Origin of the sequence: Ideonella sp. WA131b (genome assembly GCA_023657425.1) — a bacterium.
Classification (GTDB): Bacteria; Pseudomonadota; Gammaproteobacteria; order Burkholderiales; family Burkholderiaceae_C; genus Rubrivivax.
The window spans coordinates 57,567-83,791 of record JAGTJW010000003.1 but is presented as its reverse complement, the minus strand read 5'-3'; the positions used below and the strand labels follow the sequence as shown (position 1 = coordinate 83,791).

Sequence of the window (26,225 nt, the reverse complement as noted above, 5' to 3'; positions counted from 1 at the left end):
GCTACGGCCATGCGCTGGACGCCGCTGGTGCTGGGCGGACTGTTGCTGGTGGTGCAGGCCGACCTGTGGTTTGGCAAGGGCAACCTGCCCTACGTGATCAGCCTGCGCGAGCAGTTGGCCGGGCAGCAGGCCGCCAACGAGTTGGCACGTGAGCGCAATGCCCGTGTGGCCGCCGAGGTGGGCGATCTGCGCGACGGCTTGGAGATGGTGGAAGAGAAGGCGCGCAGCGAGCTGGGCATGGTGCGACCGGACGAGGTCTTCGTGCAGCTGAACGCGCCACGCACGAACAAGCCGCCTGCGCCGCCGCGCTAGGGAACGCCCTGTGCTCGAGACGCTGCTCGCTGCGGCGCGGCCGTGGCTGGCGCCGGTCTTCACGCTGTGGGGCAGCCCGCTGACCGGGCTGGAGATCGTGGCCTTTGTTGTGGCCCTGGCCATGGTGGTGGCCAACGTGCGTGTGCACTGGGTGGCGTGGCCGCTGGCCATCGCCAGCTCGCTGATGTACGCCCTGCTCTTCGCCGACGCCCGGCTGTATGGCGTGGCCGGACTGCAGTTCGCCTTCGTGGCGGTCGCGCTGTGGGGCTGGTGGCAGTGGCTGCGCGGCAAGGGTGACGGCGGCGCGCCGCTGGTGGTGCACCGGCTGCCACGCCGAGCCTGGGCACCCGTGATCGGTGCCACGCTGGCCGGCTGGGTGGGGCTCGCGCTGCTGCTGGACCACGCCACCGACAGCCCCGTGCCCTGGTTCGACGCGCTGCCCACGGCGGCCAGCATCACCGGGCAGTTGCTGCTGGCGCGCAAGTGCCTGGAGAGCTGGCCCACCTGGCTGGCCGTCAACATCCTGAGCGTGGCGCTGTTCGCCTACAAGGCACTGTGGCTGGCGGCCGTGTTGTATGCCCTCTTCGCCGTGCTCAGTGTCGTGGGCTGGCGCGTGTGGCGAGGGCGGCTGGCGGAGCAGGCCCGTGGCTGAGCCGGGTGCTTGCATCGCCATCGTCGGCGCCGAAAGCACCGGCAAGACGACGCTGGCCGCGGTGCTTGCCGGGCGGCTACACGCCGCGGGCCACGGCCGCGTGGCCTGGGTGCCCGAGGTGCTGCGCGAGTGGTGCGACGCCACCGGCCGCACGCCGCGGGCCCACGAGCAGGCCGCGATGCTGCACGCACAACACGAGCGCATCGCCGAAGCCGCGGCCAGGCACGACTGGGTGGTGTGCGACACCACCGGGCTGATGACGGCCGTCTACAGCACGCTGGTGTTCGGCGACGAGAGTCTGCAGGCCCGCGCCGCCGAACTGCACGCCCGCACCGCCACGGCCACGCTGCTGACGGCGCTGGACCTGCCCTGGGTGCCAGACGGCCACCAGCGCGACGGCCCGCAGGTGCGCGAGCCGGTGGACACGCTGCTGCGCGCGCTGATGCGCCGCCACGGCCTGGTCTACAGCGTCGTGGCCGGCAGCGGCGAGCAGCGCGTGCAGCAGGCGCTGGCCGCCGTGCGGCCCCATCTGAAGGCCGGGTCGGGCGGCGGCCTGTTCACGGGCCTGGCGTCCGGCCATGCGGCGCGCGCGCGCTGGGCCTGCGAGTGCTGCGTGCCCGAGGCCGAGCGCGCGTTGCTGCGGAGCAGGTCTGCCCCACCCCGCCGTTCGGGCTGAGCCTGTCGAAGCCCGCCCGCCGTTCGGGCTGAGCCTGTCGAAGCCCACCCCGCCGTTCGGGCTGAGCCTGTCGAAGCCCACCCCCCGTTCGGGCTGAGCCTGTCGAAGCCCACCCGCCGTTCGGGCTGAGCCTGTCGAAGCCCACCCGCCGTTCGGGCTGAGCCTGTCGAAGCCCGCCCCCCGTTCGGGCTGAGCCTGTCGAAGCCCACCCGCCGTTCGGGCTGAGCCTGTCGAAGCCCACCCGCCGTTCGGGCTGAGCCTGTCGAAGCCCACCCGCCGTTCGGGCTGAGCCTGTCGAAGCCCACCCCCCGTTCGGGCTGAGCCTGTCGAAGCCCACCCGCCGTTCGGGCTGAGCCTGTCGAAGCCAACCCGCCGTTCGGGCTGAGCCTGTCGAAGCCCGCCCCCCGTTCGGGCTGAGCCTGTCGAAGCCGTTGCGTGGCGCCGCGCTTCGACAGGCTCAGCGCGAACGGGTTCTGGCCCCAGCGCGAACGGGTGCTGGCCTCAGCGCAAACGGGGTGCTGGCCTCAGCGCGAACGGGTGCTGGCCTCAGCGCAAACGGGGTGCTGGCCGCAGCCCGAACCGGGTGCTGGCCGCAACGCGAACGGCGTGCCTCCTACTGCACCTGCGCGCTGCCCGGCGGCAGCTCGCGCCCGGGCGTGAACAGCCCGCCCACGTCCACCGCGTCGAAACGGTAGACGGCGCCGCAGAAGTCGCAGCCCACCTCGACCTCGCCGCGCTCGGCGATCAGCCCGTCGCTTTCGTCGCGGCCCAGGCCCAACAGCATGCCACCCACGCGCTCACGCGAGCAGGTGCAGGCGAAGCGCGGCGTGACGGGTTCGAACAGGCGCACCGACTCCTCCCAGAACAGGCGCCTCAGCACGGTCTGCGGGTCCAGGCCGACGAGCTCCTCGCGCGTGAGCGTGGCGGCCAGCATCGCGACGCGGTTGAAGCCCTCGTGGATGCCGATCTCGTCTTCGTTGCGCAGGGCCGCCTGACCCTCGAGGTTGCCCTCGCCCTCCACCGGCAGGCGCTGGATCAGCAGACCGGCGGCCACGCGATCGTCGGCCGCCAGCACCAGCCGCGTGTCGAGCTGCTCGCTCTGCAGCATGTAGTGCTCCAGCACCTGCTCCACACGCTGCAACGGCTCGCGCCGATCGCCGTGCAGCGGCACCACGCCCTGGTAAGGCTGCTGGCCGGGCAGGCGGTCCTTCGGGTCCAGCGTGATGGCGCAGCGGCCCTGGCCGTGCACATTCAGCAGCGCCTCCAGCTGCGCGCCCTCCGGCACGGTGCCCACGAGCTTGGCGGTGGCGCGGAAGCTCAGGTCGGGCCGCGCCTCGGCCACCGCGAGCTTGACCGGCCCGTCGCCGAACACCTGCAACACCAAGGCGCCGTTGAACTTGATGTTGGCCTGCATCAGCACCGCCGCGGCAGCCATCTCGCCCAGCAGACCGCGCAGCTCGGGCGGGTGCGGCTCGGCGCGGCGCGCCAAAGCCTCTTGCCAGCTGCCCTCCAGCCGCACCAGCAAGCCGCGCACGGGCAGACCCTCGAACAGGAACTTCAGGCAGGTGTCCATGCGGGGCGGTCAGGCGATGCGCTCAAGCGTCGCGCGATGGCGCTGTGCCTTCTCGACGTAACTCAGCGCCGACAGACGCAAGCGCGCCACCTCGTCATCGGCAAGCTCGCGCACCGCCTTGGCCGGTGCGCCGAGGATCAGGCTGCGGTCGGGGAACACCTTGCCCTCGGTGACCACCGCGCCCGCCCCCACCAGGCAATGGCGGCCGATGCGCGCACCGTTGAGCACCACCGACTGGATGCCGATCAGCGAGCCCCCGCCCACCACGCAGCCGTGCAGCATGGCCTGGTGGCCGACGGTGACCTCGTCATGCAGCACAAGCGGGTGGCCCATGTCGGTGTGCAGCACGGCGCCTTCCTGCACGTTGCAGCGGGCGCCGAGCGTGATCCACTCGTTGTCGCCGCGCAGCACAGCGCCGGTCCAGGCGCTGCTGCCCTCGCCCAGGGCGACGCGGCCGATGACGGTGGCGCCGTCGGCCACCCAGGCCGTGGCGTGGAGCTGCGGGGTGTCCTCACCCAGTCGGTAGACGGCCATGCGGCAAGATTGTAGGGATGGAGCTTCGTGCCGCCGCCCTCGAGGCCTTGCAGATCGCCGAGCCTGCGGCCAAGGTCGCGGCCACGCGCTCGCTGTTCGAGGCGCGCGCCGGCCTCGCGATCGACACCACCGCTGCGCTGCAGCCGCAGGCCCCGCCGCCGGGCCGCCCCGAGCGCCCGCTGCTGGTCGCGCCCAAAGACGTGCCGCGTCGCTCTCCGTTCACGCGCGAGGGCCGCGCCGCGCTGCTGCACGCCGTGGCGCACATCGAGTTCAACGCCATCAACCTGGCGCTCGACGCGATCTGGCGCTTCCCGGGCCTGCCCGCGGCCTACTACCGCGACTGGCTCACCGTGGCCGCCGAAGAGGCCCACCACTTCGGCCTGCTGGCCGAGCACCTGACCACGCTCGGCTGCCGCTACGGCGACCATGCCGCGCACGACGGCCTGTGGACGATGTGCGAGCGGACCGCGCTGGATGCCACCGCGCGCATGGCGCTGGTGCCACGCACGCTGGAGGCGCGCGGCCTGGACGCCACGCCGCCGATGCAGAAGAAGCTCGCACAGGCCGGCGACGAGACTGCGGTGCGCATCCTCGGCGTGATCCTGCGCGACGAGGTCGGCCACGTCGCCATCGGCAACCGCTGGTACCGCTGGCTGTGCGCGCGCGACGGGCTCGACCCCGTGGCGCATGACGCGGTGCTCGCGGCACGCCACGGCGCGCCGGTGCCCAAGGGGCCGTTCAACCTCGAGGCACGCGCCGCCGCCGGCTTCACGGCCGACGAGCTCGACGCCCTCGGTGCGCCGCCTCGGCAAGGCACGCTCCGTGCGTGACGCTGAGGTTTACACTGCCCTTCATGTCAACCCCCCTGCCTACGACCATGCTGTCCACCCGCCGCTTCCTGCAATTGGCCGGCCTGACTGCCGCCACCCTGATGCTCGCCGCCTGCGGAAAAAAGGAAGCCGCCCCAGCCCCGACCACCGCTCCTGTGGCGTCGGCCCCGGCCAAGGTCTATGTCGTGGGCACCGACGCCGCCTACGCGCCCTTCGAGATCCAGAACGAAAAAGGCGAGATCGTCGGCTTCGACATCGACGTCGTGAATGCCATCGCCGCCAAGGCCGGCATCGAGGTGAAGTTCGTCAACACGCCCTGGGAAGGCATCTTCAACACGCTGCAGCAGGGCGACCGGGACATGATCGTCTCGGCGGTGACGATCACCGACGAACGCAAGCAGACCATGGACTTCTCCGAGCCCTACTTCGACGCCGCGCAGCTGATCGCGGTGAAGGAGTCGAGCAAGGTCGCCAAGTTTGCCGACCTCAAGAAACTCAAGGTCGGCGTGCAGACCGGCACCACCGGCGACGAGGCCGTGAGCAAGCTGCTCGGCAAGACCAACACCAACATCAAGCGCTTCGAGAGCACGCCCCTGGCGCTGAAGGAGCTTGAGGCCGGTGGCGTGGACGCCGTGGTGGCCGACAACGGCGTCATCGCGCACCACGTGGCCAACAACCCGGGCGGCAAGTTCAAGACCGTGTCCGACCCCGGCTTCGTGCCCGAGCAGTACGGCATCGCTCTGAAGAAGGGCAACGCCGAGCTGCTGGCCAAGGTCAACCAGGGCCTGGCCGCGATCAAGGCCGACGGCAGCTACGCGCAGATCTACGCCAGGTACTTCGGTGCCTCCCCGGCGGCCGCCGCGGCACCTGCACCGGCCGCCAGCAAGTGAGTCCGGTTCGCCGCTGAACCACGCCGGCCGTGGATCTTCGCTGGGAGATCCTCGCCGGCTACGGGCCGCTCTTCTGGAGCGGCCTGCTGATGACCCTGCAGCTCACGGTGGTCGCCATCGCTGCCGGCATGGCGCTGGGCACCGTGATCGGTCTGGTGAGCTGCTCCAAGGACGGGCCGGCGCCGGCATCGCCCGCGGGCCGCGCTGCCATGTCGCTGCTGCGCGGCACGACGGCCGCCTACGTGGGCTTTTTCCGCGGCACGCCCCTGTTCGTGCAGATCCTGCTCGTGCACTTTGCGCTGATGCCGACGCTGGTGCACCCCGACCACGGCCTGCTGCTCGCGGGTGAGGCGGCGCGCGCGTTCCGCCAGGAGCATGGGGCCTTCTTCTCCGGCGCGCTCGCGCTCACGCTCAATGCCGGGGCGTACATCGGCGAGATCTTCCGCGCCGGCATCCAAAGCATCCACCGTGGCCAGACGCAGGCCGCCTACAGCGTGGGCCTCACACACACCCAGGCCATGCGCTTCGTCGTGCTGCCGCAGGCCTTCCGGCGCATGGTGCCGGCGCTCGTCAACGAGGGCATCACACTCATCAAGGACTCCTCGCTGGTCAGCGCCATCGGCCTGGCCGAGCTGGCGCTGGCCGCGCGCACCGTGGCCGGCGCCTACAGCCGCTACTGGGAGCCCTACCTGGCCATCTCGGCCGTGTACCTGGTGCTGACGCTGGCGCTGTCCCTGCTGGCTCGGCGACTGGAAGCCCCGGCGCACCTGCGCGGACGCTGACCGACACACGCGTTGCCGCTGCTTGCGCCCGATCCGCAGCACCTGGCACACATGTTGCTGTCGCACCACGCAGAACAGCCGATCGAAGGGCATCCGGGCTAACCCGGCCCTTAGACTGCGGGTGTTCCCTAACCCACTCTTAGGACGACCCGATGAAGAAAAACTTGATTCCCGCAGCGGTTCTGATGGCTTTTGCCGGCGCCGCCCAGGCGCAGCTGAGCCTCTACGGCCTGGTCGACATGAGCTACGGCAAGAGCCTGTTCGGCGATGTGTTCCTCGCCGAGAAGGCCGACTTCCACTCTGGCGGCGACAACGGCTCCAGCGAAGGCAACTCCACCACCCGCGTGGGCATCAAGGGCGGCGTGGATCTCGGCTCCGGCGTCAAGGCCAACTTCCGTTTCGAAACCGGCGGCATCAACAGCGACGGTGGCGTCAACGGCGGCGGCAACTTCTTCGATCGCCAGGCCTGGTTCGGCTTCTCGGGCAACTTCGGCGAAGTGCGTCTGGGCCGCCAGGATTCGGTTTCGTTCCAGACGATGATCGACTACGACTTCAACGGCGCCTCCAACGGCCTGTCGGCCCTGGGCTACACGCTGACCGCTCCGTGGCTGCCCCTTCGCCAGTCGCGCTCGCTGCAGTACATCAGCCCGAACCTGGGCGGCTTCACCGCCCAGCTGGGCCTCGTGCCCAAGGGCAACCGCGGCTCGGGGGCCAACAACGTGTTCTCGGCGGGCCTGAAGTACGGCACGGGCCCGCTGTCGGTGGCGGTGTCGATGCAGACCAAGGAGAACAGCGCCGCGCAGCGATTCATGTCGGCGGCCGGCAGCTACGACTTCAAGGTCGCCAAGCTCATGCTCGGCTACGCCGACGGCGGCGACTTCAACAAGGGCGGCACGGGCAGCGGCTTCAGCGCCGGCCTGGTGGCGCCGGTCGGCAACTTCAATGTCGGCGTTCTGCTGGCCCAGAACACCGATGACGACCTGAAACTACGTGGCGCCGAGGTCTTCGTCAACAGCGAGATCTTCAAGAGCACCTACGCCTACGCCGAGTTCGGCAACTGGAAGACGAGCAAGGCGGCCAACCCCTTGGTGTCCCGGATTGGCTCCGACCCGGCCAATGCCCAGCGCAGCGGCAGCGGCTTCGCCGTCGGGGTGATCTACGTGTTCTGACCGCGCACCGACCTGGCGCGCCCAAAGCGGGTGCGCCAGGCACCACGAAAAGGCCCGCCGGCAATGCCGCGCGGGCCTTTTCTTCGACGCGGGCTCCCCTTCCTCGAGCCCCCCTTCGAGCCGCCACCCTGGGCTGCCGGGTTGCCATCAGCCGCGCGGGTGGTGCTTCTCGTGCAGCTGGCGCAGCCGTTCTCGCGCCACGTGGGTGTAGATCGTGGTGGTGCCGATGTCGGCATGCCCCAGCAGCATCTGCACGGCGCGCAGGTCGGCGCCGTGGTTCAGCAGGTGGGTTGCAAAGGCGTGCCTGAGGGTGTGCGGCGACAAGGGTGCCGGGATGCCGGCCTGCTGCGCACAGCGCTTGACGATGCGCCAGAACATCTGCCGCGTCATGCCCTCGCCGCGGGCGGTGACGAACAGAGCCTCGCTGCGCCGACCGCCCAGGATGACGGCGCGCGCCTGCGCCAGATAGTCCATCAGGCGCGCGCGCGCTTCCTCGCCAAAGGGCACCAGCCGCTCACGCGAGCCCTTGCCCAGGACGCGCAGCACACCGTCGTCCAGCGCCAGGTGCACGGCCTTCAGTGCCACCAGTTCGCTCACGCGCAGTCCGCTGGCGTACATCAGCTCGAGCATGGCGCGGTCGCGCTGGCCCAGCGGCGAGCCGGTGTCGGGTGCGGCCAGCAGCGCCTCGACCTGCGCCTCCGTCAGCGTCCGAGGCACCCGCAGCGGCTGGCGGGCGGCCTGCAGGCGCAGCGTGGGGTCGGCGGCCACGCGGTGCTCGCGCAGGGCCCAGCGGAAGTAGCGCCTGAACACCGACAGCCGCCGGTTCGCCGTCGTGGCGCGCGTGGCGGCGTGGCGCTCGGCCATGTAGGCCAGCAGGTCGGCCTCGGTGCTGGTGTCGAGCCCGCGGCCGGCCCTGCGCTGGAGCCACCGTGCGTACAGCGTCAGGTCGCGGCGGTAGGCCGCCAGCGTCAGCGGCGACAGCCCGTGCTCCAGCCACAGGGCGTCGCAGAAGGCGTCGATCGCCTCGATGCCCGGCAGCTCGCCCGAACCCTCGGCCTGGTTCAATCCAACTTGAGGTTCTGGCGCTTGACGACGTCGCGGTAGACCTGCAGCTCCGCCCGCATCTGCGCAGCGAACTGCTCGGGCGTGTTGCCGATCACCAGCGAACCGGTGTCCTCGATGCGCTTGCGCACCGCCGGATCTTCCAGCGCCTTGCGCGCCGCGGCACCGATCTGGTCGACCACCGCCTTGGGCGTGCCCTTGGGCGCCACCAGCCCGTAGTACGCCATCCGGTTGACGGCCTCCAGGCCCACTTCCTTGAAGGTGGGCACGTTGGGCAGCTGTGCCAGCCGCTCGGGCGCGGCCACGACGATGGCCATGAGCTTGCCATCGCGGATGAAGGGCAAGGCCGAGGGCATGTTGTCGAAGATGATGGGCACCTGGCCGGCCACGGTGTCGTTGAGCGCCGGCCCTGCGCCGCGGTACGGGATGTGCGTCATGAACACGCCCGCCAGGCTCTTGAACAGCTCGGTCTGCAGGTGTCCGATGCCACCGGTGCCCGAACTGGCGTAGCTGTACTTGCCCGGGTTCTTCTTGAGCTCGGCCACGAAGCCGCGGTAGTCGCGGGCCGGGAAGCTGGGATGCACCGCGATCACGTTGGGGGTGGCCGCGAGGTTGGTGATGGGCACGAAGTCGGCCGCGGGGTCGTAGCCGATCTTCGGGTTGATGGCGGGATTGGACGCCGTGGTCGACACCGTGGCCACGCCCAGCGTGTGTCCGTCGGCGGGCGCCTTGATCAGCTCCATCGCACCGATGGAGCCACCGCCGCCGCCGCGGTTCTCGACCACCGTCTGCTGACCCAGCGCGGTGCCCAGACCGGGTGCGACCACACGGGCGATGATGTCGGTGGTGCCACCGGGTGCAAACGGCACGATCAGCCGCACCGGCTTGCTCGGGAAGGCCTGGGCCAGCGCGGTGCCGGGCAGCGGCAGCGCCACGGCGGTGAGTGCGGCCAGCAGGGCCAGGCGGGATCGTTGCATGGGATTGGTCTCCGGACGGTGTGGGTGGAGTTGGGCGATGCCGAAGGCGCCCTTCGCGTTTCGGGCCCGCCGCCGAGTGTGCCACCCGGGGGCGGGTCAGGGCCGCGATGGTACGGGCGCGGCGGCGGGGGAGGCCGCCAGCGCCCTCTGCGCCAGCGCCCAGTCGATGTGCTCGCGCACCAGCGGGTCGGCGGTGTCACGGGCCTGGGCCAGCGCCTGCGCGTCGGCCTCGTCGCCGTGTTCTCGCCAGGCGTTGCCCAACGCCACTGCAAGGTTGCGGCGCCACCGCCGCCAGCCGATGCGGCGGATGGCGCTGCCCTCGGTGCGGCGGCCGAACTCGGCCTCGTCCCAGGCCCACAGCGCGCGCAAGGTGGCGCCGCCCAGGCCCTGTCGCTCGTCGAAGTCGGGCAGTGGGCTGCGCCGCGCCCAGCGGTTCCAGGGGCAGGCGAGCTGGCAGTCGTCGCAGCCGTAGATGCGCTTGCCCATCGGCGCTCGCAGGGCCTCGTCGATGGGGCCGTCGTGCTCGATCGTGAGGTAGCTGATGCAGCGCCTCGCATCCAGCCGGTATGGCGCGACGATGGCCCCCGTGGGGCAGGCGCCGATGCAGGCGGTGCAGCTGCCGCAGTGGTCGGACACCGGCTCGCCCGGCGGCAGGGCCAGGTCGACGAAGATCTCGCCCAGGAAGAACATCGAGCCGTGCTCGCGCTGCAGCAGCAGGGTGTGCTTCCCGCGCCAGCCCAGACCGGCACGCCGCGCCAGCTCCACTTCCAGCACCGGGGCAGAGTCGGCGAACACGCGGTGGCCCAGCGGCCCGACCTCGCAAGCCAGCCGCTCGGCCAGGCGCTGCAGCCGGGTGCGCAGCACGCGGTGGTAATCGCGGCCGCGCGCATAGACCGAGACGACGGCGCGGCCCGGCTCGTGCAGCGCGCCCTGCTCCCGTTCGCGCCAGTCGGGCGGCGCATCGCGCGGCAGGTAATCCATGCGCGCGCTGATCACGCTCACCGTGCCGGGCACCAGCTCGGCCGGGCGCGCGCGCTTCAGACCGTGCCGGGCCATGTAGCCCATGCCACCGTGGAAGCCGGCGGCCAGCCAGTCGAGCAGGCCCGGCTCGGCCGTGGACAAGTCGATGCCGGCGATGCCGATCTGGGAAAATCCCAGCTCATCGCTCCATGCCTGCAGCCGTTCGACGATGCGCTGCGGGCTTTGAAGATGGACTCCGGGCATCCGACCATCCTAGCAACCCGCACCCTGCTCTGGCCCGACGAGGCCGCCTGCGCGGCCGACGCCTCGCGGCTGGCCCGCCACCTCGCCGTCCACGCCGCACAGCGCGACGTCTTCATCGCACTGCACGGCCCGCTGGGCGCGGGCAAGACGACCTTCGTGCGCCACCTGCTGCGCGCGCTTGGCGTGGCCGGCCGCATCAAAAGCCCGACCTACGGCGTGCTCGAGCCGCACGTCGCGGGCGAGCCGGCCGCGGGATTGTCGATCTCGCACTTCGATTTCTACCGCTTCGACGACGCGCGCGAGTGGCTCGACGCCGGCTTCCGCGACGTCTTCGCCGCGCCGGGCCTGAAACTGGCCGAGTGGCCACAGAAGGCCGCGGCCGTGCTGCCGCCGGCCGACCTGGCGCTGCACCTGGAACCCACCGACGACAACGCCCGCAGCGTGCGGGTGGAGGCCGGCACGCGGCAAGGCTGGGCGCTGCTGCAGGCGCTGGGGCCTGCTCCGGCATGAAGCGCCGCGATGCCCTCGGCACCACGGTGCTCTTGATCACGGCGCCGCAGCTCGCCCACGGCGCCGGCATCCTGGCCGTGCGCGTGTGGCCGGCCCGCGACTACACGCGCGTCACCGTCGAGTCCGACACTCCGCTGGCGGCCACGCACACGCTGGTGGAGGCGCCGCCGAGGCTGGTTGTCGACATCGACCGGCTCGTCCTCGACGCCGCGCTGCGCGAGCTGGTGGGCCAGGTGCGCCCCGACGATCCCTACATTGCCGGCGTGCGCGTCGGCCAGTACCTGCCGCGCGTGGTGCGGCTGGTCTTCGACCTCAAGCAGCCGGTGCGGCCCGAGCAGTTCATGCTGGCACCGGTGGAGCCCTACCAGCACCGGCTCCTGTTTGATCTCTACCCGCTGCAGGAGGCCGACCCGCTGCTGGCGCTGGTGCGCGACAAGGAGGCCGCCGAGCAGCGCGCCGCCCGGGCCCTGCAGGACGCCCTGGGCGAGCTGATTGCCCGCATCGAGTCGCAGCCGCCGGTGGCCGTGGCGCCGCCGCCCGGGGCCGGCCCGGCCGCCCCGGCGGCATCGGCACCGCCGCCCGTGTTGCAGACCCCGGCGCCCAAGCCGCCGCCGACGCCGGCCACGCCGGAAGAGCGCCGCAAGGTGGACCGGCTGATCATCGTCGCCATCGACGCCGGCCACGGCGGCGAAGACCCCGGCGCCATCGGCCCCACCGGCCTGCGCGAGAAGGACGTCGTGCTGGCCGTCTCGCTGGCACTGCGCGACCGCCTGAACGCCGTGCCCGGCATGCGCGTGATGCTCACGCGCGACGGCGACTTCTTCGTGCCGCTGGCCGAGCGCGTGCGCAAGGCGCGGCGGGTGCAGGCCGACCTGTTCGTGAGCATCCACGCCGACGCCTTCGTGCGGCGCGAGGCGCGAGGCGCCAGCGTGTTCGTGCTGTCGGAGCGCGGCGCCACCAGCAGCGCCGCGCGCTGGATGGCCGAGCGGGAGAACGCCGCCGACCGCGTGGGCGGCGTCAACCTGGCCGGCGTGGCCGCGGTGCGCGACCGCCAGCTGCTGGCCACGATGGCCGACATGAGCACGGCGGCGCAGATCCGCGACAGCCTCCGCCTGGGCGGCGAGGTGCTTCAAGGCATCGGGCGCGTCGGCCGGCTGCACAAGCGCCAGGTGGAGCAGGCCGGCTTCGCGGTGCTGCGCGCGCCCGACATCCCGAGCATCCTGGTGGAGACGGCCTTCATTTCGAACCCCGAGGAAGAGCAGCGCCTGCGCGACCCGGCCTTCCGGGCGCAGCTGGTGGACGCGTTGGCCGACGGCATCCAGCGCTACTTTGCCCGCAACCCGCCGCTGGCACGGCGGCGGGTGCTCTAGGTGGACCACCCGCCGCTGGCACGGCGGCGGGTGCTCTAGGTGGACCACCCGCCGCTGGCACGGCGGCGGGTGCTCTAGGGTCTGCGCGGCAGCAGCACCAGCGCGATCGCCAGCACGATCAGCGCCACAGCGGCCCAGTCGCTGGCGTGCACGGTCTCACCCAGCAGCAAGGCGCCGCTGAAGACGCCCAGCACCGGGATCAGCATGACGCTGATCGAGCTGGCCACAGGGGGCAGCGTGCGCGCCAGGTAGAACCAGGCCGCGTGCGCGAAGCCGAACACGGCCACGGCGTTGTAAGCGATGCTGCCCCGCACCAGCGGCTCGGGGGTGCGCCACTGCCCGCGCTCGAACAGTGCCGCGGCCAGTGTCAGCACGACCGCGGTGACCGCCGTCATCCAGAACACGACGGCCAGCAGCGGCAGGTCGATCGGGCTGCGGCGCAGGCGGTGCGTGCCCCAGGCCCAGACCGCGGCCGCCGCGACGATGGCCAGCACGGCATCGGGATGGCCGCCGAAGGCCGAGAGCTCGCTCCACAGCAGCAGCAGCACGCCGCAGCCGGCTGCCGCCACGCCGGCCCAGGCCTGCGCCGGGAGGCGGTCGCCCCAGATCCAGCGCCCCCAAAGCGCCGCAAACACCGGCATCGTGTAGCCAAGGATGGCCGAGCGCCCCGAGCTGAGCTGCTGCACGCCGATGATCACCACCACGTGCCATACCACCATGTTGCTCAGGGTCAGCAGCCCCAGTTCGCGCCAGTGCCGGCGCGGCATCGCAAACGGCACCTTCAGCCACAGCAGCGCCAGACCCAGCACCGGCAGCCCCAGCCACATCGACAGCGCGCGGAAGGTGAGCGGCGGGTAGGCACTGGGCGCGTCCGGCAGCCCGCTGACCCCGGCCTTCATCACCGGCCAGTTGAGGCCCCACACCAGCGTGAGAGCCGCCAGCACCCAGAACTGGCGCGCGCTCATCGCAGGCATCAGCGCTCGCCGCGGCTGCCCAGGTAGCGGTTGCGCCGGAACATCAGCACCAGGCCCACCACCACCACGGCCATCATCAGCATGGCCACCCACACGCCCGAGCTGTTGTGGATGAGCGGCAGGAACTCGAAGTTCATGCCGAAGAAGCCGGTGATCAGGTTCAGCGGCAGGAAGATCGCCGTCAGCGCCGTGAGCGTGCGCATGATGGTGTTGGTGCGGTGCCCGAGTGCGCTGAAGTGCATCTGCACCGCCGTCTCGGCACTGTGCTCCAGCCGCCTGACGTGGGTCAACACGCGCTCGATGTGCTCGAGCACGTCGCGCGAGCGCACGCGCAGCAACTCGCGCTCGCGGCGCTTGTCCTTCGCCGGTTCATCGGGCCACTCGTCCAAGGCGTCGATCCACTCCTGCACGGCGCTGCGCTGGTCTTCGCAGGTGTCCTCGAGCATGTGCAGCGCGTTGCGGCTCTCCAGCAGCATGGCCCAGTCATCGAAGCGGCTGCGCGGGTCGAGCAGCTCCTGCTGCAGGTAGCCGAGCTGCCGGGTGAGCAGTCGGCGCAGATCGAGGTAGCTGTCCACCATGTGGTTGACCATGCGCAGCATCAGGTCGGCGCTGCCGTTGGGCAGCCGCGCGCCGACCCGCGTCTCCGGCCCTGCAGCCATCGCCGCCAGCCGCGAGGCAAAGTGCTCGCGCACGGCGCAGTCGGCCGGGTGCACGGTGATGAGCACGCGGTCGAAGATGGCAAAGCCCACCGGGCTGGTGTCGATGCCCTTCAGAGCCTTGCGCGCGCTGGCCAGAGTGCCACGAGACTCGTCGACGAACAGGCCCTCGGTGCCGGCGCCCGCAGCCAGACGGCGGAACACGAGCACGTCGTACCAGCTGGTGTAGTCGAAGTGGCTGGGCAGCTGGTTGTTCAGCAGGTCCGAGACGTGGAGGTCGACGAGTTGCCCGCCGGTCCAGCGCTGCAATGCCGCCTGCACATCGGCCGTGTGCACCTCGAACTCACGGCGCGCGCTGCCCAGCCAAAGGAAGCCGTGTTCGGGCAGCGCCTCGGGCAGTGCGTCCAGCTCGCAGAACTGTTCGCCAACGATGTGGAAGACGCGCATGCGGCCGGCCGCGCGCTTCAGCGGCCGCGCAGCAGCCGTGCCGCTTCAAGCGCGAAGTAGCTCAGCACGCCGTCGGCACCGGCGCGGCGGAAGGCCAGCAGGCTCTCCATCATCACCGCGTCGTGGTCGAGCCAGCCGTTGGCCGCCGCCGCCTTGAGCATGCTGTACTCGCCGCTCACCTGGTAGGCGAAAGTGGGCACGCGGAACTCGTCCTTGACGCGGCGCACGATGTCGAGGTAGGGCATGCCGGGCTTGACCATCACCATGTCGGCGCCCTCGGCGATGTCCAGCGCCACCTCGCGCAGCGCCTCGTCGGAGTTGCCGGGATCCATCTGGTAGACCTTCTTGTCGGCCTTGCCCAGGTTTTTCGCGCTGCCCACGGCGTCGCGGAAGGGGCCGTAGAAGGCGCTGGCGTACTTGGCGCTGTAGGCCATGATGCGCGTGTGGATGGCGCCATGGGACTCGAGTTCTGCGCGGATCGCTCCGATCCTGCCGTCCATCATGTCGCTGGGCGCGACGATGTCCACACCGGCCTCGGCCTGGACCAGCGCCTGCCGGCGCAGCACGTCCACCGTCTCGTCATTGAGGATGTAGCCGGTGTCGTCGAGCAGACCGTCCTGGCCGTGGCTGGTGTAGGGGTCGAGCGCAACGTCGGTGAGCAGGCCCAGAGCCGGGAAACGCCGCTTCAGCTCGCGCACCGCGGTGGGCACCAGACCCTCGGGGTTGAGCGCCTCGCGGCCGTCCGGCGTCTTCAGCGCCGGGTCGATCACCGGGAACAGCGCCATCACCGGCACACCCAGCTCCAGGCATTGCTCGGCGACCGCGAACAGGCCGTCGACGCTGCGCCGCTGCACGCCGGGCATGCTCGCCACGTCCTGCACCTGGCGCTGGCCGGCCAGCACGAACACCGGGTAGATGAGGTCTTCGGGGGCCAGCCGCGCCTCGCGCACGAGGGCGCGCGTGGACGCGTCGCGCCGCAGTCGTCGCGGCCGGCTCGCGGGGTAGGGAGGCTGAGGCATGCTGGTCGTCCGCGAACTCATCGACTTCTCCGAAAAGGCCAAGGCGCGCCCGTTATGCCACCGTGGCGCGTCGAAAACCGTTCTGCTAGAGTGATCGACGGATGATAGCCGCGAGGGTGTCGTCCCCTGCTTCTCCTCCCTGAGCAGGTGCCTTGGCGTGATGACAGCGGCAAGGCTTCCCGGCCCTGGCTGTGTGCCAGGGCCTTTTTTTGCGCCCCCGATAATCGTCCGCATGTGCAGCGGTTACCTTTGGCTCAAGGCCTTCCACATCGTCTTTGTCGCGAGCTGGTTCGCGGGCCTGTTCTACCTGCCCAGGATCTTCGTCAATCTGGCGATGGTGCCCGTCGACAGCCACGCCGAGCGCGAACGGCTGCTGCTGATGGCGCGCAAGCTCTACCGCTTTTCGAGCCTGCTGATGCTGCCCGCGCTGGTGCTCGGACTGTGGCTGTGGCTGGGCTGCGGCATCACCGGGGGATGGATGCACGCCAAGCTCGCGCTCGTGATCGCGGTGCTGGGCTACCACCACCTGTGCCGCTCGCTGCTGCGGCGCTTCGAGCAACTGGCCAACACGCGCAGCCACCGCTGGTTCCGGGTCTTCAACGAGGCCTCGGTGCTGGCCTTCGCGGCCATCGTGGTGCTCGTCGTCGTCAAGCCTTTCTGAAGAGAGCGGCGCGATGAACGCGCGGCACCGCAGTTCGGCCGCCTGGCTGGCCCTGGCCTATGCGCTGCTCGTGCTTTACGCCAGCCTGTACCCGTTCGAGGGCTGGCGCTGGCCACCCGGGCGCACGGCGCTGGAGATGGCGGCGCTGCCCGAGGCCATCCACCACGACGCCTTCGACCGCTGGTCCAACAGTCTGGGCTACGGGCCGCTGGGTCTGCTGCTGGCGCTGGCCGGGCTGCGCAGCGGCTGGCGCGCACGCTGGGCCGTGCCGGTGGCGGTGCTGCTGGCGGCGGGCCTGTCGTTCGGCTGCGAGTGGCTGCAGCACTTCGTGCCGGCGCGCGTGCCCACGCGCGGCGACTTCCAGCTCAACACGGCCGGCGCCACCGGCGGTGCGTTGCTGGCCTGGGCGCTGCAGGCCGCCGGGCTCGTCGACCGCTGGAACCGGCTGCGACATCGCTGGTTCACGGGCGACGCCGCCTACGCACTGGCCCTGCTGGTGTTGTGGCCCGTCGGGCTGCTGTTCCCAGCGCCCGCGCCTTTGGGTCTGGGCCACGGGGTCGAGCGGGCACGGACCTGGCTCGCCGAGGCCGTGGCCGGCGTACCCTGGGCCGAGCCCCTGGACGCGTTGCTGCAATCACCCGCAGCCGGGCTCGGGGCGCTGTCGCCGCAGGCCGAGTGGATGGTCACCGCCCTGGGCCTGCTGGCGCCTTGCCTGGTGGCCTACGTGGTCACGCCGCAGGGCTGGCGCCGCCTGGGCCTGGCGCTGGGCGCGCTGACCCTGGGCGTGGCCGCCATGACGCTGTCGACGGCCCTCAACTTCGGACCTCAGCATGCGCTGACCTGGATCGGGCCGCGCACCCTGCCCGCGCTGGCCACGGGCCTGGCGCTGGCACTGGCCTGCCTCGCGCTGCCGGCGCGCGTGGTGTGCGGCGTCGGGCTGATGGTGCTGGTGGCGATGGCCACGATGGTGTCGCAGGCGCCGGCCGACCCCTACCTGACGCAGAGCCTGAAGGCCTGGGAGCAGGGCCGCTTCGTTCGCTTCCACGGCCTGGCGCAGTGGCTGGGCTGGCTGTGGCCCTGGCTGGCCATGGCCTGGCTGCTGGCGCGGCTGGCCCGCCCCACTCGGGGGGCAGGCTGAGGCCTGCTGCCTACAATCCTGCGCGATGAGCAGCTACTACCGGCACCACGTCTTTTTCTGCCTCAACCAGCGCAGCAACGGCGAGGCCTGCTGCGCGCAGCACGACGCGCAGGCGGCCTTCGACCACTGCAAGGCCCGTGTCAAGGCCGAGGGCCTGGCTGGAGCCGGGGGCGTGCGCATCAACAAGGCCGGCTGCCTGGATCGCTGCGCGGGCGGACCGGTGTTGGTGGTCTACCCCGAGGCCACCTGGTACACCTACGTCGACCGGCACGACCTCGACGAGATCGTCGAACGTCACCTTAAGGGCGGCGAAGTCGTCGAGCGGCTGCGGCTGGCCCCCGACGTGGGCCGCTGACCGCACCGCCGCGCCGATGAACGCGCTCACCGAGCGGCTGGGCATCGCCGGCCCGACGGGTGAGCTGGCCTGCGCCCTCGACATCCCCGCCCCCGACGTGCCGCTGCGCGGGCTGGCCGTGTGTTGCCACCCGCACCCTTTGCACGGCGGCACGATGGACAACAAGGTCGTGCAGACGCTGGCGCGCGCGTCGCTGCAGTGTGGCTTCCGTGCGGTGCGCTTCAATTTCCGCGGTGTCGGCGGCTCCGGCGGCCTCTGGGACGCCGGCCACGGCGAGGTCGACGACGTGCTGGCCGTGGTGGCCCGCTTCCGTGCCGAGGGCGAGCCCCTGGTGCTGGCCGGTTTCTCGTTCGGCGCCGCGATGGCCACGCAGGCCGCGCGCCGACTGGCCGAGGCCGGTACCCCAGCCGCGCGTCTGGTGCTGGTGGGCCCGGCGGTGCTGAACTTCGCGGCCGCGCCGGTGCCGCCCGACACGCTGGTGGTGCACGGCGAGGCCGACGATGTCGTGCCACTGTCGGCGGTGCTGGACTGGGCACGCCCGCAGGCCCTGCCGGTGACGGTGATGCCGGGCGCCGGGCACTTCTTCCACGGCCTGCTGCCGCAGCTGAAACAGCTCGTCGCCGGCTCGCTGTCGGCGCACTCGGCGTGATGCGGCGGCGCGCCTTCAGGCGGCTGCTGGCAGCGCTGCTGCTCGCGCCCGCCCTCGCGCAGGCGCAGGCGCCGTTGCCCGAGGTGGCGGCGCGCCAGCACCTCTTGATCGACCTCAGCGGCGATCGCGTGCTCGCTGAACACGAGGCCGACGCCGAAATCGACCCCGCGGGCGCCGCGACCCTCATGACCGCGCACCTGGTGCTCACCGCGCTGCAGGCCGGCCGGCCGGCGCGCGAGGCCACCCTGCCCGTCTCACCGCTCGCCCGCGCCGAGCGCCGCCCCGGCGTGCCACTGATGTACGCAGAGGGCCAGCTGCAGGCCGAACTGCTGTTGCGCGGTCTGACCACGCTCGGCGCGCGCGACGCCGCGGTGGCATTGGCCGAAGGCGTCGCCGGTTCGGTGGACGACTTTGTCGCGCAGATGAACCGCCGTTCGCTGGCACTGGGCCTGAGGCAGACGGTGTTCCGCAACCCCACGGGCGCGCCCGCTGCCGGCCAGACGAGCACGGTGCGGGATCTTGCCCGCCTGGGAGCGCGTCTGGTGGCCGACCACCCGCAGGCCCTGCCGTTGTTCGCGATGCGGCAGTTCGAGCATGCCGGTGTGCGCCAGGACAACCCCAACCTGCTGCTGGCGCGCGACGGAACCATCGACGGCCTGGCGGTCATGGCCTCGGCCACCGGCGGCCACGGCGTGGTGGCCACGGCGCTGCGCGACACGCCCGCCGGACCGCGTCGGCTGCTGGTGGTGCTGTCGGGCGCCACCAGCCGCGAGGCTGCGGCTGGCGAGGCGCAGAAGCTGCTCAACTGGGGCTGGCAGTCCTGGGACGCCGTGCGCCTGTTCGCCACCGGCCAGCCCGTGGCCACCGTGCCGGTGTGGCAGGGCGCGAGCAACACCGTGCACTTGGGTGCCGCCGGGCCGCTGGTGGTGACCGTGCCCCGCGGCGAGGGCGCACGACTGACGACCACCGTCACGCGCACCGAGCCGCTGGTGGCGCCCCTCGTGCAGGGGCAGGTCGTGGGCCGCATCGAGGTGGCCACCAGCGGCGGCACGCCAGTGGCCAGCGTGCCGCTGGTGGTGCAGCAGGCGGTGCCGCTGGCCGGCGTGCTGGGCCGCGCCTGGGATGCGATTCGGCTGTGGATACGCTGACGCCGGGCGCGGCCTGGGCATGAAGCTCAAGCACCTCGAGATCTTCCACGCCGTCATGCTGACAGGCACGCTCAGCGGCGCGGCGCGGTTGCTGCACCAGACGCAGCCGGCGGCCTCGCAGGCGCTGCAATCGGCCGAAAGGCAGCTGGGCTACGCCCTGTTCACGCGCCAGCGCAACCGCCTCGAGCCCACGGCGGAGGCGCTGGCGCTGCAGCCCGAGGTGGCGCGGCTGATGGCTCAGCTCGATGCCGTGCGCCGGCTCGCCGAGGCGCAGCGCGCCGGCCGCACCGCGCCGTTGCGCGTGCTGGTGGTGCCGTCGCTGGCCGTGGTGCAGCTGCCGTCGGCACTGCGCCGCTTCCGCGCGCGCCATGCGGCGGTGCCGCTGGTGCTGCGCACGCAGCACTCGCGCGAGATCGCCCAGTCCCTCGCGCTGCGCGAGGCCGACCTGGGTATCGTCTTCGGCCGCTCACCGGGCGTGGGCGGCAGCGTCGGCCTCGAGCAGCTGCCGCTGGCCCAGGGGCGCCTGGTCTGCGTATCGCGGCGTCGCATCGGCCGCGGCGCCACGGTGGCGCTCGCCGAGCTGGCACGCCAGCCCTTCATCCGCACCGACGGCCGCGACCCGATGGGCGCGCTGCTGGCCGAGGAGGCTCAGCGCGCCGGCATCTCGACACCGGGCGAAATCGTCGTGCAGACCCACCACACGGCGCTCGTGCTCGCCGAGGAAGGCTTTGGCCCCGCCGTGGTGGACTCGTTCACCGCCGCGGCGGCGCGCCGGGGCGACCTGGTGGTGCAGCCGCTGGTGCCCGAGGTGCCGGTGGGCCTGTTCGCCCTGCTGCCTCAGGGACAGCCCGGACCCCACGAACGGCGGCTTGCGCTGGCCTTCGCCGAGGCCTTTGCGCAGGCGCTGCACGACGGCCCCGTCGCCGCCAAGCCATAAGCGGCGCTGATGGCCGGGACCCGATCGCCGATGGTCGCGCCGTCGTGGCGGACGTACAGTCCCCCTCCTGTCAACCAACCGCCCCGGAGACCCGCATGAGCCGCCCGCCTGCCCGCGCCCTCGCCACTTTCGCCGTCGCCGCCACGCTGCTGGCCCTGCTGCCCACGGCCTGGGCGCAGACGCTGGACAAGGTCAAGGCCAGCGGCAGCATCGCCGTCGCCTACCGCGAGAGCTCCATCCCCTTCAGCTACCTCGACGACAAGGCCCAGCCCACGGGCTTCGGCTGGGAGATCTGCCAGCGCATCGTGGATGAGGCGCGCAAAGCCACAGGCCGCGCTGATCTGAAGGTCACGACGCAGGCCGTCACCAGCGCCAACCGCATCCCGCTGCTGATGAACGGCACCATCGACATCGAATGCGGCAGCACCACCAACAACAGCGACCGCGCCAAGCAGGTGGCCTTCGCCACGAACTACTTCTACACCGGGACGCGGCTCCTCGTGAAGGCTGGCTCGCCCATCAAGGCCGTGGCCGACCTGCGCGGCCGCAAGGTGGTCAGCACGACCGGCACGACGAACTTCCGCATCATGCGGGCGCTCAACGACGAGCGGAACCTGGGCTTCGAACTGATCGGCGCCAAAGACCACGCCGAGAGCCAGCTCGTGGTGGCCAGCGGCCGGGCAGACGCCTTCGCGATGGACGACATCCTGCTCTACGGCCTGGCCGCCAGCGCCGCCAACCCGGCCGAATGGGCCGTGGTGGGCGAGGCCATCCAGGTCGAGCCCTACGCCATCATGCTGCGCAAGGACGACCCCACGTTCAAGGCACTCGTCGACGGCGTGCTGGCGCGCCTGATGGACAGCGGCGAGTTCGAGCGCCTGTACACGCGCTGGTTCCAGAGCCCGATCCCGCCCCGGGGCGTGAACCTCAACGCGCCGATGCCGCGTGAGCTGCGCGAGAACCTGCGGGCCAAGTCCGACAAGCCGGCAACCTGAGACAGCCCTGCCGATGAGCCACGACAAGCTCTGCTTCCTCAACGGCGAGTTCCTGCCGCTCGCCGAGGCGCGCGTGCCGGTGCTGGACCGCGGCTTCATCTTCGGCGACGGCATCTACGAGGTCGTGCCGGTGTATGGCCGCCGGCTGTTCCGGTTCGACGAGCACCTGGCGCGGCTGAACCGCAGCCTGGCCAAGCTGCGCCTGCCGCAGCCGGCCACGCGCGAGCAGTGGCTCGAGCGCTGCCGCCGGCTGGTGGCCGAGAGGCCCGAGGACGACCAGGTCGTCTACATCCAGGTCACCCGCGGCGTCGCCCCGCGCGACCACGTCATGCCCGCCAACCCGGTGCCCACCGTCTTCATGATGAGCAACCCGCTGAAGCCCGCGACGCCCGAACAGCGGCATGCCGGGGTGGCTTGCGTCACGGCGCGGGACTTCCGCTGGGAGCGCGGCGACATCAAGAGCACCAGCCTGCTGGGCAACGTGCTGGCGCGGCAGATCTCGGCCGACCAGGGCGCCCTGGAGACCATCATGTTCCGGGACGGCTGGCTCACCGAAGCCGCCGCCAGCAATGTGTGGATCGCGCACGAAGGCGCGCTGCTCGGCCCGCCCAAGAGCGAGCACGTGCTCGAGGGCATCCGCGTGGAGCTGCTGCGCGAGCTGTGCGAGGACAGCGGCATCGCCTACAACCTGAAACCGATCTCCGAAGCGGACGTCCGTGCCGCCGACGAGGTGCTGCTGAGCAGCGCCACGAAAGAGTTGCTGCCGGTCACCCGCATCGACGGCGAGCCGGTGGGGCATGGCGCACTGCGCGGCAAGCCGGGGCCGGTGTATGCGCGCCTCTTCGAGGCCTACCAGCGCGCCAAGCAGACGATGTCGATCTGACCATGCGCCCGATTCCGCCCGAAGAGAGCCTGATCAGCTATCCCAGCGCCTTCCCGATCAAGGTGATGGGTGCGCAGGTCGAGGGTTTCGAGGCCGCCATCGTGGCCTTGGCGCAGCGCTTCGACCCCGCGTTCGACGCCCGCCGCATCGAGCGCCGGCCCAGCAGGGCCGGCAACTACCTGGGGCTCACGATCACCGTCACCGCCACGAGCCGCGAACAGCTCGACGAGTTGTACCGCACGCTGAGCTCGCACCCGATGGTGAAGGTGGTGCTGTAACCCGTCGGTGCCTCGGTAGCACACGGCCGCATGGTCCAATCCCAGGATGGCCGATCGCCCCAAGCTCACCACCAAGGCCGGAAAGCCGGCGCGCGACCCCCAGCGCCCGCGCGTGCGGGGCGGACCCCCGCCCAAGACGGCAACGAACCCCAGGCCCAAGACGGCTCGGAAGGCCGTGCCCGAGCCCGCACCCCAGGCAGCCCAGCAGGCTCCACCGCTGAACGCCCGCCGGCCCCAGCCGGCGCCTTCGGACCGCCGGCCGCCGGTGCCGCGGCCCGCAGCCCCGCCCGCAGCCACTGCGGCCCCAGCCCAGGGCCTGCGCGTGAACAAGCTGATGACCGAGCGCGGCCTGGCTTCGCGCCGCGAAGCCGACGAGTGGATCGCCGCCGGCTGGGTGCGTGTGGGCAGCGCGGTGGCGCAACTCGGCCAGCGGGTGGCACCCGATGCCGTCATCGTCATCGACGAACGTGCCCGGCACGAGCAGCAACACCGCGTCACCGTGCTGCTGCACAAACCGGTGGGCTGGGTGAGCGGGCAGCCCGAAGACGGCTACGAGCCCGCGATCGCGCTGGTGACGCCGGCCAACCAGTGGGAGGGCGACCGCTCGGGGATCCGCTTTCACCCCGGCCACCTGCGCCAGCTGGCGCCCGCGGGCCGGCTTGACATCGACTCCACCGGCTTGCTGGTGTTCACCCAGGACGGCCGTGTGGCGCGGCACCTGATCGGCGACGAGACGCGCGTCGAGAAGGAGTACCTCGTGCGCGTGGAGCGCGTGGACGGCGCACCGGTGCAGAGCACCGAACTCGGGCCGCTGCGCCACGGCCTGGAGCTCGATGGCGTGAAGCTGCGACCGGCGCAGGCCAGCTGGCAGAACGAGCAGCAGCTGCGCATCGTGCTGCGCGAGGGCCGCAAGCGGCAGATCCGCCGCATGTGCGAACTGGTGGGCCTGCGCGTGCTGGCGCTCAAGCGCGTGCGCATCGGCAGCGTGCCGCTGGGGCCGCTGCCCGAGGGGCGCTGGCGCTACCTGCGCGACGACGAGCGCTTCTAGGAGCGTGGGCTTCATCGACAGGCGCACCCGGAGAGCACCCGGAGAAAACAGCGTGCAGCGATGCCGCCCGCGCCGTGCCGATGCGCCGACCGCCGCACGACGGAGCGTCGCCACGGCGCGACGCAGCGCCCTGTGCGGCTGATAACCTCGACGGGATGCCCCTGCCCGCCCCCTTCCGCGCCGAGAACGGCCCCGCCGCCGGCCCGGTGCCGGCCATGCCCCTGGGGCTGGCCGCCATCACGCTGGCGCTGCTGATGGGGCTGCAGCCGGTGACGACCGACATGACCCTGCCGGCCTTCCCGCTGCTGACGCGCGAACTGGGTGCCAGCATGGCCGCCGCGCAGCTGACGATGGCGGCGCTGATCCTCGCCTTCGGCGTGGGCCAGCTCGTCTGGGGCCCGCTGGCCGACCGCCACGGCCGCCGCCCGGTGCTGCTGGGGGGACTGGCGTTGTACGGGGTGGCCAGCCTGGGCTGCGTCTTCGCCGGCAGCATCGAGGCGCTGGTGGCCTGGCGCACGCTGCAGGGTGCGGCCATGGCGGCGGCCGTGGTGTGCGCGCGCGCCATCGTGCGCGACCTCTACGAGCCGGTGCAGGGCGCGCAGGTGATGTCGCTGGCGCTCACCGGGCTGGGCGTGATCGCACTGGCCAGCCCGCTGCTGGGCGGCGCGGTGGCGCACGCCGTGGGCTGGCGTGGCGCGCTGGCGCTGGTGGCCGCAGCCGGCCTGGGCACGCTGGCCTGGGTGGCCTGGCGGCTGCCCGAGACGCTGGCACGCCGCAATCCTCGGGCTCTGCAGCCGGCGGTGCTGCTGGGCACCTGGGCGCAGATCGCGCGCCACCGCGTCTTCGGTGCCTGGGCGTTGCTGGTGGCCTGCACCTACGGCGGGCTGTTCACGCTGCTGGCCGGCTCGGCCTTCGTCTACATCGACGTGCTGGGCCTGAGTCCGGCGGCCTACGGCCTGGCGATGGCCGCGGGCTCGCTGGCCTACATCGCCGGCACCGTGGTGTGCCGCGGCTGGATCCGCCGCTTCGGGTTGGGCGGTGCGGTGGCGCGCGGCGGCTTCTTCACGCTCGGTGGCGGTGCACTCGGTGTGGCCTTGGTGCTGGCGGGCGTGTCGCACTGGGCGGCGGTGCTGGTGCCGCAGTGCCTGTACCTGTTCGGCCATGGCCTGCACCAGCCTTGCGGCCAGGCCGGCGTGGTGGCGCCCTTCCCGGCCCAGGCCGGCGCGGCCAGCGCGCTGGCCGGCTTCGTGCTGGCGCTGGTGGCCTTTGGCGTCGGGCGCTGGCTCGGCGTGGCGCTCGACGGCCGCGTCGACCCGCTGATGTGGGGCCTGGGCTTCTGGGCGCTGGCCACCAGCCTCATCGCGTGGACGCTGGTGCCGCGCGCCCTGGCCACGCCATGACGGTGCCGCTGCAGGGCGTGCTGCTGGCCGGCCCCACCGCCAGCGGCAAGAGCGCGCTGGCGCTGGCGCTGGCCCGGCGGCTGCCGCTGGAGATCGTCAGCGTCGACTCGGCGCTGGTCTACCGCGGCATGGACATCGGCACCGCCAAGCCCACGCCGGCCGAGCGCGCGCAGGCGCCGCACCACCTGATCGACATCCTCGATCCGGCCGAGGCCTACTCGGCGGCGCGCTTCGCCGCCGACGCCACGGCGCTGGCCGCAGCCATCCGCGGGCGCGGCCGGCTGCCGCTGCTGGTGGGCGGCACGATGCTGTACGTGAAGGCGCTGCGCGACGGCCTGCATGCGCTGCCGCCGGCCGACGCCGCCGTGCGCGCCGCGCTCGACGCCGAGGCGGCGGCGCGCGGCTGGCCGGCGATGCATGCCGAGCTGGTGCGCGTCGACCCCGTCACCGCGGCACGGCTGCCGCCGCTGGATGCCCAGCGCATCCAGCGCGCGCTGGAAGTGTGGCGGGTCAGCGGCCGCCCGCTGTCGGACTGGCACGCCCAGGCCCGGCCGGCCGGCCTGGCAGCGGCCGATGCCGATGCCGCCTGGCCGGTCGTGTCGCTGGAACCGCGCCACCGCCAGGGCCTGCACGAGCGCATCGCGCAGCGGCTGCAGCAGATGTTCGCGGCCGACTTCGTCGGCGAGGTGCGCGCGCTGCGCGCCCGCGGCGACCTGCACGCCGGCCTGCCGTCCATGCGCTGCGTGGGTTACCGCCAAGTCTGGCGTGGGCTGGATGAGGGCGCATTCGGTCCCGCGCAAGACGAGCTCACCAGCCCGCCGGCCCTGGCCGTGAGCGACGCCGCCGTGGCCGCGACCCGCCAGCTCGCCAAACGCCAGCTCACCTGGTTACGGTCGATTTCTTCGCGCCAGGTCTACGCCTGCGACGACGCCGCGGGGCTGACCGGTGCCCTCGACGCCGTGCTCGTGCACGCCAGGCGCTGCGAGATCCCTGGCCTGCGACTCGCGTGAGGCTGCTGCCGCCAACGGCTTCGGGGCGTTCCGCGGGAACGGCCGGGGTACGGGTGGTGCGGGGTT

General features: G+C 72.0%; 29 protein-coding genes. 21 read left to right on the top strand and 8 right to left on the bottom strand.

What is annotated here, in order from left to right:
- Positions 1-9: 9 nt before the first annotated feature.
- The 3 genes from ftsB to KA711_15440 are packed head-to-tail and all read left to right on the top strand — an operon-like array spanning position 10 to position 1,640.
- Positions 10-312 (top strand): cell division protein FtsB, encoded by a 303-nt coding sequence (ftsB, locus tag KA711_15450; GenBank protein MCM0610363.1) that lies wholly within the window; start codon positions 10-12, stop codon positions 310-312.
- Between the two features lie 10 nt (positions 313-322).
- Positions 323-964, top strand: a complete 642-nt coding sequence (pnuC, locus tag KA711_15445; GenBank protein MCM0610362.1) for a nicotinamide riboside transporter PnuC — start codon at positions 323-325, stop codon at positions 962-964.
- On the top strand, positions 888-1,640 hold the full coding sequence (locus KA711_15440; protein MCM0610361.1) for an ATP-binding protein: 753 nt from the start codon (positions 888-890) through the stop codon (positions 1,638-1,640). Before pnuC ends, KA711_15440 begins: the two co-directional genes overlap by 77 nt.
- 613 nt (positions 1,641-2,253) lie before the next feature.
- On the opposite strand, the gene KA711_15435 is transcribed toward KA711_15440, so the two are convergent.
- Positions 2,254-3,213, bottom strand: a complete 960-nt coding sequence (locus KA711_15435; GenBank protein MCM0610360.1) for an Hsp33 family molecular chaperone HslO — start codon at positions 3,211-3,213, stop codon at positions 2,254-2,256.
- A gap of 9 nt (positions 3,214-3,222) precedes the next feature.
- On the bottom strand, positions 3,223-3,747 hold the full coding sequence (locus tag KA711_15430; protein ID MCM0610359.1) for a gamma carbonic anhydrase family protein: 525 nt from the start codon (positions 3,745-3,747) through the stop codon (positions 3,223-3,225).
- Between the two features lie 17 nt (positions 3,748-3,764).
- Here KA711_15430 and KA711_15425 point away from each other — a divergent pair, with 17 nt between their 5' ends.
- From KA711_15425 to KA711_15410, 4 genes are all read left to right on the top strand, one after another.
- Positions 3,765-4,577 (top strand): ferritin-like domain-containing protein, encoded by an 813-nt coding sequence (locus KA711_15425; GenBank protein ID MCM0610358.1) that lies wholly within the window; start codon positions 3,765-3,767, stop codon positions 4,575-4,577.
- Positions 4,578-4,600: 23 nt separating this feature from the next.
- Positions 4,601-5,467 carry a basic amino acid ABC transporter substrate-binding protein gene (locus KA711_15420; GenBank protein MCM0610357.1) on the top strand — a complete coding sequence of 289 codons (867 nt, stop codon included), beginning with the start codon at positions 4,601-4,603 and terminating at the stop codon, positions 5,465-5,467.
- Between the two features lie 29 nt (positions 5,468-5,496).
- Entirely contained in the window at positions 5,497-6,249 is a 753-nt protein-coding gene (locus KA711_15415) for an amino acid ABC transporter permease (protein MCM0610356.1), read from the top strand.
- Between the two features lie 152 nt (positions 6,250-6,401).
- Positions 6,402-7,418 carry a porin gene (locus KA711_15410; GenBank protein MCM0610355.1) on the top strand — a complete coding sequence of 339 codons (1,017 nt, stop codon included), beginning with the start codon at positions 6,402-6,404 and terminating at the stop codon, positions 7,416-7,418.
- A gap of 147 nt (positions 7,419-7,565) precedes the next feature.
- On the opposite strand, the gene xerD is transcribed toward KA711_15410, so the two are convergent.
- From xerD to queG, 3 genes are all read right to left on the bottom strand, one after another.
- Positions 7,566-8,483, bottom strand: a complete 918-nt coding sequence (xerD, locus tag KA711_15405) for a site-specific tyrosine recombinase XerD (GenBank protein MCM0610354.1) — start codon at positions 8,481-8,483, stop codon at positions 7,566-7,568.
- Entirely contained in the window at positions 8,480-9,457 is a 978-nt protein-coding gene (locus KA711_15400) for a tripartite tricarboxylate transporter substrate binding protein BugE (protein ID MCM0610353.1), read from the bottom strand. Before KA711_15400 ends, xerD begins: the two co-directional genes overlap by 4 nt.
- Positions 9,458-9,553: 96 nt before the next feature.
- The gene (gene queG / locus KA711_15395) at positions 9,554-10,681 is read right to left on the bottom strand and encodes a tRNA epoxyqueuosine(34) reductase QueG (GenBank protein MCM0610352.1); all 1,128 of its coding nucleotides are present in this window, start codon (positions 10,679-10,681) and stop codon (positions 9,554-9,556) included.
- Here queG and tsaE point away from each other — a divergent pair.
- Together tsaE and KA711_15385 are read left to right on the top strand one after the other, a co-directional pair.
- Entirely contained in the window at positions 10,667-11,191 is a 525-nt protein-coding gene (gene tsaE / locus KA711_15390; protein ID MCM0610351.1) for a tRNA (adenosine(37)-N6)-threonylcarbamoyltransferase complex ATPase subunit type 1 TsaE, read from the top strand. The two genes, queG and tsaE, sit on opposite strands and share 15 nt — an antisense overlap.
- Positions 11,188-12,561, top strand: a complete 1,374-nt coding sequence (locus KA711_15385) for an N-acetylmuramoyl-L-alanine amidase (GenBank protein MCM0610350.1) — start codon at positions 11,188-11,190, stop codon at positions 12,559-12,561. The genes tsaE and KA711_15385 overlap by 4 nt, the downstream gene beginning before the upstream one ends.
- 74 nt (positions 12,562-12,635) lie before the next feature.
- On the opposite strand, the gene KA711_15380 is transcribed toward KA711_15385, so the two are convergent.
- The 3 genes from KA711_15380 to hemB are packed head-to-tail and all read right to left on the bottom strand — an operon-like array spanning position 12,636 to position 15,657.
- Positions 12,636-13,535 (bottom strand): DMT family transporter, encoded by a 900-nt coding sequence (locus KA711_15380; GenBank protein ID MCM0610349.1) that lies wholly within the window; start codon positions 13,533-13,535, stop codon positions 12,636-12,638.
- Positions 13,535-14,638, bottom strand: a complete 1,104-nt coding sequence (locus KA711_15375; GenBank protein MCM0610348.1) for a magnesium transporter CorA family protein — start codon at positions 14,636-14,638, stop codon at positions 13,535-13,537. The genes KA711_15380 and KA711_15375 overlap by 1 nt, the downstream gene beginning before the upstream one ends.
- A gap of 17 nt (positions 14,639-14,655) precedes the next feature.
- On the bottom strand, positions 14,656-15,657 hold the full coding sequence (gene hemB, locus KA711_15370) for a porphobilinogen synthase (GenBank protein ID MCM0610347.1): 1,002 nt from the start codon (positions 15,655-15,657) through the stop codon (positions 14,656-14,658).
- A 232-nt stretch (positions 15,658-15,889) separates the two neighbouring features.
- On the opposite strand from hemB, the gene KA711_15365 reads away from it, so the two are divergent.
- From KA711_15365 to miaA, 12 genes are all read left to right on the top strand, one after another.
- Positions 15,890-16,318 (top strand): CopD family protein, encoded by a 429-nt coding sequence (locus KA711_15365; protein MCM0610346.1) that lies wholly within the window; start codon positions 15,890-15,892, stop codon positions 16,316-16,318.
- Between the two features lie 13 nt (positions 16,319-16,331).
- Entirely contained in the window at positions 16,332-17,456 is a 1,125-nt protein-coding gene (locus KA711_15360; protein ID MCM0610345.1) for a VanZ family protein, read from the top strand.
- Between the two features lie 25 nt (positions 17,457-17,481).
- Positions 17,482-17,811: a (2Fe-2S) ferredoxin domain-containing protein gene (locus KA711_15355; protein MCM0610344.1), complete on the top strand. Its 330-nt coding sequence runs from the start codon at positions 17,482-17,484 to the stop codon at positions 17,809-17,811.
- A 16-nt stretch (positions 17,812-17,827) separates the two neighbouring features.
- The gene (locus tag KA711_15350; GenBank protein MCM0610343.1) at positions 17,828-18,460 is read left to right on the top strand and encodes an alpha/beta fold hydrolase; all 633 of its coding nucleotides are present in this window, start codon (positions 17,828-17,830) and stop codon (positions 18,458-18,460) included.
- Entirely contained in the window at positions 18,460-19,608 is a 1,149-nt protein-coding gene (locus KA711_15345; protein ID MCM0610342.1) for a D-alanyl-D-alanine carboxypeptidase, read from the top strand. The genes KA711_15350 and KA711_15345 overlap by 1 nt, the downstream gene beginning before the upstream one ends.
- A gap of 19 nt (positions 19,609-19,627) precedes the next feature.
- Positions 19,628-20,545: a LysR family transcriptional regulator gene (locus KA711_15340; GenBank protein ID MCM0610341.1), complete on the top strand. Its 918-nt coding sequence runs from the start codon at positions 19,628-19,630 to the stop codon at positions 20,543-20,545.
- A 95-nt stretch (positions 20,546-20,640) separates the two neighbouring features.
- Positions 20,641-21,540 (top strand): amino acid ABC transporter substrate-binding protein, encoded by a 900-nt coding sequence (locus KA711_15335; protein MCM0610340.1) that lies wholly within the window; start codon positions 20,641-20,643, stop codon positions 21,538-21,540.
- A gap of 13 nt (positions 21,541-21,553) precedes the next feature.
- Positions 21,554-22,423 carry a D-amino acid aminotransferase gene (locus tag KA711_15330; protein MCM0610339.1) on the top strand — a complete coding sequence of 290 codons (870 nt, stop codon included), beginning with the start codon at positions 21,554-21,556 and terminating at the stop codon, positions 22,421-22,423.
- The gene (locus KA711_15325; protein MCM0610338.1) at positions 22,420-22,701 is read left to right on the top strand and encodes a DUF493 family protein; all 282 of its coding nucleotides are present in this window, start codon (positions 22,420-22,422) and stop codon (positions 22,699-22,701) included. Before KA711_15330 ends, KA711_15325 begins: the two co-directional genes overlap by 4 nt.
- Before the next feature lie 46 nt (positions 22,702-22,747).
- Positions 22,748-23,749 (top strand): rRNA pseudouridine synthase, encoded by a 1,002-nt coding sequence (locus KA711_15320; GenBank protein ID MCM0610337.1) that lies wholly within the window; start codon positions 22,748-22,750, stop codon positions 23,747-23,749.
- Positions 23,750-23,904: 155 nt separating this feature from the next.
- Positions 23,905-25,149 carry a Bcr/CflA family efflux MFS transporter gene (locus KA711_15315; protein ID MCM0610336.1) on the top strand — a complete coding sequence of 415 codons (1,245 nt, stop codon included), beginning with the start codon at positions 23,905-23,907 and terminating at the stop codon, positions 25,147-25,149.
- The gene (miaA, locus tag KA711_15310; GenBank protein ID MCM0610335.1) at positions 25,146-26,159 is read left to right on the top strand and encodes a tRNA (adenosine(37)-N6)-dimethylallyltransferase MiaA; all 1,014 of its coding nucleotides are present in this window, start codon (positions 25,146-25,148) and stop codon (positions 26,157-26,159) included. The genes KA711_15315 and miaA overlap by 4 nt, the downstream gene beginning before the upstream one ends.
- Positions 26,160-26,225 lie beyond the last annotated feature (66 nt).